Annotated in this window: 8 protein-coding genes; 6 read left to right on the top strand and 2 right to left on the bottom strand. The window is 69.4% G+C overall.

From position 1 onward, the window contains the following. Positions 1-307: hypothetical protein (locus AC1D1T_RS25435; protein WP_477992717.1), on the top strand; the 307-nt coding region annotated here is incomplete at its 5' end. Positions 308-362: 55 nt separating this feature from the next. On the opposite strand, the gene AC1D1T_RS25430 is transcribed toward AC1D1T_RS25435, so the two are convergent. Further along, positions 363-2993 (bottom strand): [protein-PII] uridylyltransferase, encoded by a 2631-nt coding sequence (locus tag AC1D1T_RS25430; RefSeq protein WP_477992718.1) that lies wholly within the window; start codon positions 2991-2993, stop codon positions 363-365. Between the two features lie 17 nt (positions 2994-3010). Further along, positions 3011-3847 (bottom strand): type I methionyl aminopeptidase, encoded by an 837-nt coding sequence (gene map / locus AC1D1T_RS25425; RefSeq protein WP_047513551.1) that lies wholly within the window; start codon positions 3845-3847, stop codon positions 3011-3013. A 98-nt stretch (positions 3848-3945) separates the two neighbouring features. On the opposite strand from map, the gene purL reads away from it, so the two are divergent. From purL to AC1D1T_RS25400, 5 genes are read left to right on the top strand one after another with little or no spacing between them, the layout of a single operon-like run. Further along, a complete protein-coding gene (purL, locus tag AC1D1T_RS25420; RefSeq protein WP_477992716.1) occupies positions 3946-7938 on the top strand; it encodes a phosphoribosylformylglycinamidine synthase in 3993 nt (1330 codons plus the stop codon). A 20-nt stretch (positions 7939-7958) separates the two neighbouring features. Beyond that, positions 7959-8201, top strand: coding sequence for a hypothetical protein (locus AC1D1T_RS25415; protein WP_047513547.1), 243 nt, complete (start codon positions 7959-7961; stop codon positions 8199-8201). A gap of 10 nt (positions 8202-8211) precedes the next feature. Next, positions 8212-8568: a 5-carboxymethyl-2-hydroxymuconate Delta-isomerase gene (locus AC1D1T_RS25410; RefSeq protein WP_047513545.1), complete on the top strand. Its 357-nt coding sequence runs from the start codon at positions 8212-8214 to the stop codon at positions 8566-8568. Next, positions 8502-9683, top strand: coding sequence for a glycosyltransferase family 2 protein (locus AC1D1T_RS25405; RefSeq protein WP_477992715.1), 1182 nt, complete (start codon positions 8502-8504; stop codon positions 9681-9683). Before AC1D1T_RS25410 ends, AC1D1T_RS25405 begins: the two co-directional genes overlap by 67 nt. Before the next feature lie 10 nt (positions 9684-9693). Further along, entirely contained in the window at positions 9694-10512 is an 819-nt protein-coding gene (locus tag AC1D1T_RS25400) for a metal-dependent hydrolase (protein ID WP_477840848.1), read from the top strand. The last annotated feature ends 74 nt before the right edge of the window (positions 10513-10586 follow it).

Here is a 10586-nt window from a genome sequence, read left to right as displayed (position 1 = left end):
GAGTACGGAGGTCGAAAATGAAGAAGGGATAAGTGTCGAGGATATTCTCGTCGAAATGGGTGAGCTTCTAAGCTACGCCGGAGATTCTGGGGCCGGCCCCAGCGACTCGGTGTTGAACTCAAGGGAGTTTCAGGGGTTGCTTGTCGAGTTGAAGGATTGCACTTTGAGCTTGGCCAAGCAGGCTGACGCAGTGAAGAAATTCTGTTTCAGAGCAGGACATCCTGCATACCCTGTTTTTTGGGACTTTGCCTACGCCTTCTTTGCGGATGGGAAGGTATCAATCCTCATCGGATCCAGTTCCGACTAGCAGCGACCCTTGCGGGCAAGGGCTGGTTGAATACGACGCAGCGTTGATCGATGCACTACGTGATCGCGTCCAGCAACTCGCTCTCGATCTCGATCTGGGTCCGGTTCTGCTGCAAGGCCGAGCCATCGATCAGGAACGTATCTTCGACCCGCTCCCCCAGCGTCGTGATCTTCGCGAGCTGCAGGTTGATGTGGTGGCGTGCCAGCACCCGCGAGATCGCGTACAGCAGCCCGGAGCGGTCGCTGGTCGATACCGACAGCAGCCAGCGCTGGCCGCGCTCGTCCGGGCGCAGCAGCACCCGCGGCGTGATCGGGAACGACTTCACGCGGCGCGACAGCCGGCCACGGCTCGGGTCCGGCAACGGGCCCTCGGCCTTCAACGCGAGCGCCGCCTGCGTCTCCACCAGCGAGATCAGGTCGCGGTAGTGCTGCTCCATCTGCGGGCTGATCACCTGGAAGGTGTCGAGCGCATAGCCGGCACGCGTGGTGTGGATCTTCGCGTCCAGGATGTTGAAGCCGGCGCCGTCGAAGTAGCCGCAGATGCGCGCGAACAGGTCGGGCCGGTCGGGCGCGTACACCAGCACCTGCAGCCCTTCGCCCACCGACGACAGCCGCGCCCGCACGATCGGCTCGGTGCTCGTCACGTGGCGGAACAGCGAGCGCGCATGCCAGGCGATGTCGCCGGCATCGTGCCGCGCGAAATAGCTCAGCTCCAGCGTCTTCCACAGCGGCACCTCGGTGCCCGGCAGCAGCGAGTACAGGTTCAGCGTGTGCCGCGCATCCTGCCGGCGCGCCTCGATCTCGGCGTCCATGTTCGGCGTGGCGCCGCCCAGCGCGCGCAAGGTCAGTCGGTACAGGTCCTCGAGCAGCTTGCCCTTCCAGGCGTTCCACACCTTCGGGCTGGTGCCGCGGATGTCGGCCACCGTCAGCAGGTACAGCGCGGTCAGCCGGCGCTCTGTGCCCACCAGCTGCGCAAAGTTCTCGATCACCTCGGGGTCGCTCAGGTCTTCCTTCTGCGCGATGCGCGACATCGTCAGGTGGCCCTTGACCAGGAACTCGGCCAGCACGGTGTCGTCCTTGTCGAGCCCGTGGTCGCGGCAGAAGCGCCGCACCTCGGTGGCTCCCAGGTCGGAGTGGTCGCCGCCGCGGCCCTTGGCCACGTCGTGGAACAGCGCGGCGATGTACAGCACGTACGGCCGGTCCCAGGTGGAGGCGAGCTGCGAGCAGAACGGGTACTCGTGCGCATGCTCCGGGATGAAGAAGCGCCGCACGTTGCGCAGCACCATCAGGATGTGCTGGTCCACCGTGTAGACGTGGAACAGGTCGTGCTGCATCTGCCCGACGATGCGCCGGAACACCCACAGGTAGCGGCCCAGCACGCTGGTCTGGTTCATCAGCCGGAAGGCATGCGTCTGGCCTTCGGGCTGCTGCAGGATCTGCATGAAGATCGCGCGGTTCGCCGGGTCGCGCCGGAAATCGCCGTCCATCACCTCGCGGGCGTTGTACAGCGCGCGCAGCGTGCGCGCCGACAAGCCCTTGATGCCGGGTGTCTGCTGGTAGACCAGGAAGGTCTCGAGGATGGTGTGCGGCTCGCGCTCGTACAGGTCGTCGCTCGCCACCTCGAGCATGCCGGCGCGGTCGAAGAAGTGCGTGCCGATCGGGCGCATCGGCGCATCCTGCGAGCCGTTGATGCGTTCCTCGATGTTGAGCACCAGGATCTGGTTCAGCTGCGTCACCGCCTTGGCCGCCCAGTAGTAGCGGTGCATCAGCTGCTCGGACGCCCGGCGCATCTGCGTGGTCTCGTAGCCGAAGCTCTCGGCCACCGCGGTCTGCAGGTCGAACACCAGCCGGTCCTCGCGGCGGCCGGCCACCATGTGCAGCCGCGCGCGGATCAGGCGCAGCAGGCCCTCGTTGCGCTGCAGCTGCTTCACCTCGAACGGCGTGATCAGCCCCTTCGTCGCGAGCTCGGTCCAGGTGCGGCCCAGGCCCGCCGCGCGCGCGATCCAGACCACCATCTGCAGGTCGCGCAGGCCGCCGGGGCTTTCCTTGCAGTTCGGCTCCAGCGAGTAGGGCGTGTCCTCGTACTTCTGGTGGCGCTGGCGCATCTCCAGCGTCTTCGCGCGCAGGAAGGCCTTCGGGTCCATCGCGGCCGCATTCGCGCGCCGGAAGGCGTTGAACACGCGCTTCGAGCCGCACAGGTAGCGCGATTCGAGCAGCGCGGTCTGCACCGTCACGTCGCCATGCGCCTCGGCGACGCATTCGTCGACGGTGCGCACGCTCGAGCCGATCTCCAGCCCCAGGTCCCAGCAGGCGGTGATGAAGCCCTCGACCGAGGATTTCAGCGCATCGTTGTCGGAGCCTGGCGCGCCGATGCGGGCGTTGTGCAGCGCATCTCCGGGCGGCAGCAGCACCAGCACGTCAACGTCGGAGTGTGGGTACAGCTCGGCACGCCCGTAGCCGCCGACGGCCAGCAGCGCGGCACCCGGCGGCATCATCGCGTGCTCCCACAGGCCGAGCAGCGTCTGGTCGACGTGGCGGGCCAGCGCCCGCACCAGCCGGGTCGCGGCCGGCGCGGTGGCGCGCGACTCGCGGAAGTGCGCCATCAGCGCCGCCTTGCCCTCGCGGAAGCGGCTGCGCTGCTCCGCCAGGCTGCGCGCGGCAGCGGGCGCCGGTGTGTCCACCGTCATCGCCATCGAGGCCACCGTCAGGCGGTGGTGGTCGCGGACGGGGCTGCGGCCGCGGCCGTCACGAAGGCCGGCGGTGGCGGGCTGCCCGCCGACAGCGTCAGCACCTCGTAGCCGGTCTCGGTGACGAGCACGGTGTGCTCCCACTGGGCCGACAGCGAGCGGTCTTTCGTGACGATGGTCCAGCCGTCGCCGGCCTCGCGGATGTCGCGCCGGCCGGCATTGATCATCGGCTCGATCGTGAACACCATGCCGGGCACCAGCTCCTCGAGCGTGCCGGGGCGGCCGTAGTGCAGCACCTGCGGCTCTTCGTGGAACTTGCGGCCGATGCCGTGCCCGCAGAACTCGCGCACGATCGAGAAGCCGGCGTTCTCGGCGAAGGTCTGGATCGAGTGGCCGATATCGCCCAAGTGGATGCCCGGCTTCACCTTCACGATGCCCTTCCACATGGCGTCGTAGGTCATCTGGCACAGCCGGTTCGCGGCGATCGAGCCGTGGCCGACGACGAACATCCGGCTGGTGTCGCCGTGCCAGCCATCCTTGATGACGGTCACGTCGATGTTGACGATGTCGCCCGCCTTCAGCGGCCGGTCGTTCGGGATGCCGTGGCAGACCTGGTGGTTGATCGAGGTGCAGATCGATTTGGGGTAGGGCGTGTAGCCCGGCGGCGCGTAGTTCAGCGGGGCCGGAATGCCTTGCTGGACGTCCACGATGTGGTCGTGCGCCAGCTTGTCGAGCTGCTCGGTGGTGATGCCCGGCTTCACGTGCGGCGTGAGCATGTCCAGCACTTCGGAGGCCAGCCGGCCGGCGATCCGCATGCCTGCGACATCCTCGGCGGTTTTGATCGTGATCGTCATGGGGCGGAATTATTGCACCGACCCCCGTAAAATCCCGGGTTTCCACCGGCAGTCCCTGAACACGACCCGGTCTCCAGAACCCGAAGCTGGCCCCCAACGTGACGTCCACACCCAAGCATCTGCTGCACTTCGAGGGCGGCAACGCCTTGTCCGCCTTCCGCGCCCAGGCCCTGCTGCCGCGGCTGCAGGCGATCAGCCCGCGCATCACCGCCGTGCACGCTCGGCACGTCCACTGGGTGTGGAGCGACCAGCCGCTGCCGCGCGACGCCCACGACAAGCTCGCTGCGCTGCTGACCTACGGCGACGCCTATGCCGGCCCGGCCGACGGTGCGCTGGTGCTGGTGGCGCCGCGCCTGGGCACCGTCTCGCCGTGGGCCAGCAAGGCCACCGACATCGCCCACAACTGCGGGCTCGCGATCCGGCGCGTCGAGCGCGTGACGGAATACCGCCTGGTGCTGAAATCCGGCCTGGCTGGCCTGCTGGGCGCCGCCAAGCCGCTGGAAGCCGGTGAGCTGCAACAGGCGGCCGCGCTGCTGCACGACCGCATGACCGAGAGCGTGCTGCTGCAGCGCGCTGACGCCGCCCACCTGTTCGACGAACAGGCCGGCCGCGCGATGGAGCATGTCGACGTGCTCGGGCAAGGCCGCAAGGCACTCGAGGTCGCCAACAAGGACTTCGGCCTGGCCTTGAGCGACGACGAGATCGACTACCTGGTCGCCGCCTTCACCGGCCTGAAGCGCAACCCCACCGACGTCGAGCTGATGATGTTCGCGCAGGCCAACAGCGAGCACTGCCGGCACAAGATCTTCAACGCCCGCTTCACGATCGACGGCATCGAGCAGGAACGCTCGATGTTCGCGATGATCCGCAACACCCACCAGCTTGCGCCGCAGCACACGGTGGTGGCCTACAGCGACAACGCGTCGGTGATGGAAGGCGGCCCCACGGAACGCTGGCTGCCGCAGGGCTACACCAACGCGCCGCTGTACGGCCCGCGCGAGGAGACGGTGCATGTGCTGATGAAGGTCGAGACGCACAACCACCCGACGGCGATCTCGCCGTTCCCCGGTGCGTCCACCGGTGCCGGCGGCGAGATCCGCGACGAGGGCGCGACCGGCCGCGGCTCCAAGCCCAAGGCCGGCCTGACCGGCTTCAGCGTCTCGAACCTGCACCTGCCCGGCACCAACGAGCCGTGGGAGCAGTCGCCCTACGGCAAGCCCGAGCACATCGCGAGCCCGCTGCAGATCATGGTCGACGGCCCGCTCGGCGGCGCCGCGTTCAACAACGAGTTCGGCCGGCCCAACCTGGCCGGCTACTTCCGCGTCTACGAGCAGACGGTCGGCGGCCAGCGCCGCGGGTATCACAAGCCGATCATGATCGCCGGCGGCCTCGGCAGCATCTCCGACAGCCAGACGCACAAGCTGCAGTTCCCGGCCGGCACGCTGCTGATCCAGCTGGGCGGCCCCGGCATGCGCATCGGCATGGGGGGCGGCGCGGCCAGCTCGATGGCGGCCGGCGCCAACGCGGCCGAGCTCGATTTCGATTCGGTGCAGCGCGGCAACCCCGAGATCGAGCGCCGCGCGCAGGAGGTCATCAACCACTGCTGGGCGCTCGGTGAATCGAACCCGATCCTTGCGATCCACGACGTCGGCGCCGGCGGGATCTCGAACGCCTTCCCCGAGCTGGTCGACGGTGCCGGCCTGGGCGCGCGCTTCGACCTGAGCCAGGTGCCGCTGGAGGAGAGCGGCCTCGCGCCGAAGGAGATCTGGTGCAACGAGAGCCAGGAGCGCTACGTGATGGCGGTCTCGCCTGACGCGCTGCCGATCTTCCGCGCGATGTGCGAGCGCGAGCGCTGCCCGTTCGCGGTGGTCGGCGTGACGACCGCCGAGAAGCAGCTGGTGCTGGACAACCCCGGTTCGGATGACACGCCGATCGACATGCCGATGGAAGTGCTGCTCGGCAAGCCGCCGAAGATGCACCGCGACGTGAAGCGCGTCGAACGCACGCTGCCGGCGCTGCAGCTCACCGACGTGTCGCTCGACAAGGTGGCCTTCGACGTGCTGCGCCACCCGACCGTGGCCAGCAAGCGCTTCCTGATCACGATCGGCGACCGCACCGTCGGCGGCCTGAACCACCGCGACCCGATGGTCGGGCCGTGGCAGGTGCCGGTGGCCGATTGCGCGGTGACGCTGGCGGATTTCCGCGGCTTCCGCGGCGAGGCGATGAGCATGGGCGAGCGCACGCCGCTCGCGACGCTGGATGCCCCGGCCTCCGGCCGCATGGCGGTGGCCGAGGCCATCACCAACCTGCTGGCCGCGCCGATCGAGCTGGAACGCATCAAGCTCAGCTGCAACTGGATGGCCGCCTGCGGCGAGCCGGGCGAGGATGCGGCGCTGTACGACACCGTGCAGGCCGTCGGCATGGAGTTGTGCCCGGCGCTCGGCATCAGCGTGCCGGTCGGCAAGGACAGCCTGTCGATGCGCACGCGCTGGAGCGATGAAGGCGCAGCCAGGCAAGTCACCGCGCCGGTCTCGCTGATCGTCACGGCCTTCGCGACGCTGGCCGACGTGCGCGGCACGCTGACGCCGCAGCTGCAGCCCGGCGACACGACGCTGGTGCTGATCGACCTCGGGCAGGGCCGCAACCGTATGGCCGGCTCGATGCTGGCGCAGGTGCTGAACCAGTTCGGCGATGAGGTTCCGGATCTCGACGACCCGGCGCTGCTGAAGTCGCTGGTTGCCGCGATCAACCAGCTGCGCAGCCAGGGCAAGCTGCTGGCCTACCACGACCGCAGCGACGGCGGCCTCTGGGCGGCTGCCTGCGAGATGGCCTTCGCCGGCCACCTGGGCCTGAGCCTGAACGTCGACATGCTGGTCACCGAAGGCGACGGCATCGCCGACAGCCGCGCCGAGCACGGCGACTCGAAGAACTGGGCCGGGCAGGTCGGTGCGCGCCGCGCCGAGCTGACGCTGAAGGCCTTGTTCAACGAGGAGCTGGGCGCCGTGATCCAGGTGCGCACCGACGCTCGCAACGAGGTGATGCAGGTGCTGCGCGAGCACGGCCTGTCGAAGCACAGCCACGTGATCGGCAAGACCAACGAGCGTGGCGTCGTCGAGATCTGGCGCGACGCGAAGGCGGTGTTCAGCGCGCCGCTGCGCGAGCTGCACCAGGCCTGGGACGACGTCAGCTGGCGCATCGCGACGCTGCGCGACAACCCGGCGTGTGCCGACGCCGAGCACGAGGCCGCCGGCCGCAGCGAAGACACCGGGCTGCACCTGCAGCTGAGCTTCGACCCGGCGGCGCCGGTCGCGCCGTACGTCAACACCGCCCGCCCGAAGGTGGCGATCCTGCGCGAGCAGGGCGTCAACAGCCACCTCGAGATGAGCTACTCGATGGCGCAGGCCGGCTTCGACACCTTCGACGTGCACATGAGCGACCTGCAGACCGGCCGCGCGCGCTTCGACCAGTTCCAGGGCTTCGTCGCCTGCGGCGGCTTCAGCTACGGCGACACGCTGGGGGCTGGTGAAGGCTGGGCGCGCTCGGTGATGTTCAACCCGGTGCTGGCCGAGCAGTTCGCGGCGTTCTTCGGGCGCAGCGACACCTTTGCGCTCGGCGTGTGCAACGGCTGCCAGATGATGGCGGCGCTGTCGCCGATCATTCCCGGCGCGCAGGACTGGCCGAAGTTCACCCGCAACCGCAGCGAGCAGTTCGAGGCCCGCCTCGCGCAGGTCGAGGTGCTCGAGAGCCCGTCGATCTTCTTCAGCGGCATGGCCGGCAGCCGCCTGCCGATCGCGGTGGCGCACGGCGAAGGCTTTGCCGATTTCTCGCAGCGCGGCGACGCCGCCACCGTGAAGCGCGCGATGCGCTTCGTCGACCACGCGGGCCGGCCGACCGAGGCCTACCCGGCGAACCCGAACGGCAGCCCCGACGGCCTGACCGCGGTGACCACCGGCGACGGCCGCTTCACGGTGCTGATGCCGCACCCGGAGCGGGTGTTCCGCAACGTGCTGATGAGCTGGACTTCGGGCGACATTTCCGCCCACAGCCCGTGGATGCGGATGTTCCACAACGCACGCCGCTGGGTCGGCTGAGCGGACCAGGGAGAACAACGATGCACAGCAAGCCAGTCCGCTACCTCGTGCTGATCGACGCCGCCGGCGCATCGATCGCGCGGCTGTTCGACGAGCAGCTGCACCAGCTCAACGAGATCGATGGTGGTTCCGAGGAAGTCGCGGTGATGGTGCGCGGCCTGACGCCGGCGCACTCGGCCAACGACGCCGGGTGGGCGCAGGCGCTGCGCGGCCACAGTGCGCCGGAGCGTGCCGCGGCCCGCGTCTACACCCTCGACGTCTGAGAACGATCCCATGCCCCATTGCATCCTCGAGTGCACGAAGTCGGTCGCGGCCCAGGTGCCGGTCGAGCGGATGATGCGTGCCGTCCATGACGCCGCGCTCGCCAGCGAGCTGTTCACCGTCGGCGACGTGAAGATCCGCGTGCTGGTGCACGAGCACAGCCTGGTCGGCGGCATCGATGCCGATTTCGTCCATGTGTTCGCCTACGTGCTGACCGGGCGCAGCGAGGCCGACCGCAAGAAGCTGTCGGCCGCGATCGTGCGCGGGCTGGCGGCGCTGCTGCCGCAGGTGCAGGCCGTCTCGTGCGACGTGCGCGAGATGGACCGCGCGACCTTCAGCAACCGGCGCAACGCCGGCCTGGACGCGTGACGGGCGTGAGGAGCGAGTCACCGGCCAGCCGGACACCGCCGCCGTGCGTCACGATCGTGATGCCGACCTACAACCGCGCCGCGCTGCTGCCGGGCACGATCGACGCGGTGCTGGCGCAGACCTTCGGCGACTTCGAGCTGATCGTCGTCGACGACGGTTCCGGTGACGACACCGCCGGCGTGCTCGGGCGCCGCTATGCCGACGAGCCGCGGCTGCGCTACCTGCGCAAGCCGAACGGCGGCGTGTCGTCGGCGCGCAACCTGGGGCTGGCGCATGCGCGCGGCGAGTTCATCGCCTTCCTCGATTCCGACGACCTGTGGCAGCCGTGGAAGCTGCAGCTGCAGGTGGCCACGCTGCGGGCGCTGGCGCCGCACGGCGTCGGCATGCTGTGGACCAACCTCGACGTGGTCGACGAGCACGGCCAGCTCGTCCGGCAGGCGCACCTGCGCGATGCGTACTCGGCCTATGGCCAGCTCGCGAAGCACGGGATCGCGGTGTTCGAGCACGAGGCGGGGCTCGCCGAGCTCGTGCCCGATGCCACCGGGCCGCAGGCCGGCACCCGCGTGTACTGGGGCGACGTGCGCTCGCGCATGCTGATCGGCAACCTGTGCCAGCCGTCGACGCTGATGCTGACGCGCGAGCGCGCCGACGCGATCGGCGGTTTCGACGAGAGCATGGTGTCCGGCGAGGACCATGCCTACCACCTGAAGGCGAGCCGCGCCGGCCCGGCCGCGCTGCTCGACGCGAGCGCCGTGCTGTACCGCAAGGGCGCCGCCGACCAGCTGACCCAGCCGGCCTACCGCTGGATGATCGCGAGCAACTACCTGAAGACGCTGCTGCCCGAGGTGGAGCGCGAACGCGAGCGGCGCGGGGGCCGGCTCGACCTGCCGCCGGCGCTGCTGACCGAGACGATCGCGAGCGCCTACGAATGGGTCGGCATGGAGATGTGGTACCGCGAGGACTACGCCGCCGCGCACCGGCATTTCGGCGACAGCCTGCGCCAGCGCTGGAAGCAGCCGAAGCTGTGGGCGCTGTACCTGGTGACGGCGGTGCCGCCCGGGGCGATCGACTTCCTGCGGCAAACCCTGCGCCGCGCACGCCGTTCGACCCACTAGGATCGGGGCCATGGCCCACCACACCGTCCGTTCGCTGCTCGTCGACCTGTCGACCCCGTTCGAGCGGCGCTGGGCCGGTGGCGATGCCTTCCTGACGGCGTTCTTCAACGCGCTGTCGATGAGCTTCCCGGTCGGCGAGCAGTTCTTCATCGATGCAGTGCGGGCCGCCGCGAAGGCCTTGCCGGCGGATGTGCAGGCCGGCTTCGCCGACGAGGTGCAGGGCTTCGTCGCGCAGGAGGCGACGCACCGCCGCATCCACGGCCTGTTCAACGGCCAGCTCGAGGCGCAGGGCCACCGCAACACCTGGGGGCCGCGCGCGGCGCGCCGCATCGCGCGCTTCCAGCGCATGGCCGGCGACCCGCGCCATGCGCTGGCGGTGACGGCCGGCTACGAGCACTTCACCGCGATCATGGCGGCCTGGATGCTGCAGCACCCGCAGCGGCTCGACGGCGCCGAGGCGCGGCTGCGCACGATGTGGCTGTGGCATGCGTCCGAGGAGACCGAGCACCGCAGCACCGCGTTCGACGTCTACCGCGCCGGTGGCGGCAACCACCGCTGGCGCATCCGCTGGTTCCGCGTCGTCACCTTCTTCTTCGTCACCGACGTGATGCGCCAGACCCTGCGCAACCTGTGGCACGACGGTGCGCTGCTGCAGGGCGGCACCTGGCGCAGCGCCTGGCGCCTGCTGTTCGCGAAGGGCGGGCTGGTGCGCGACACCTTCACGCCATGGCGAGCGTACTTCCGGCCGGATTTCCACCCGCTGCAGCAGGACGAGCCGCGCGCCGCAGCATGGCTGCGAGAGAACGCCGGGCAGTTCCGCGAGGTGTAGCGGGCGGGGCCTGGCGCCGCAGGCACCATGCCAGCCATCCGACGCCCAATGCCATCATCAGCGCCGTTGCAGGC

Source organism: Rhizobacter sp. P2_H3, assembly GCF_056403355.1.
The sequence above is the reverse complement of the archived record's forward strand: the minus strand, read 5'-3'. Positions and strand labels throughout refer to the sequence as shown.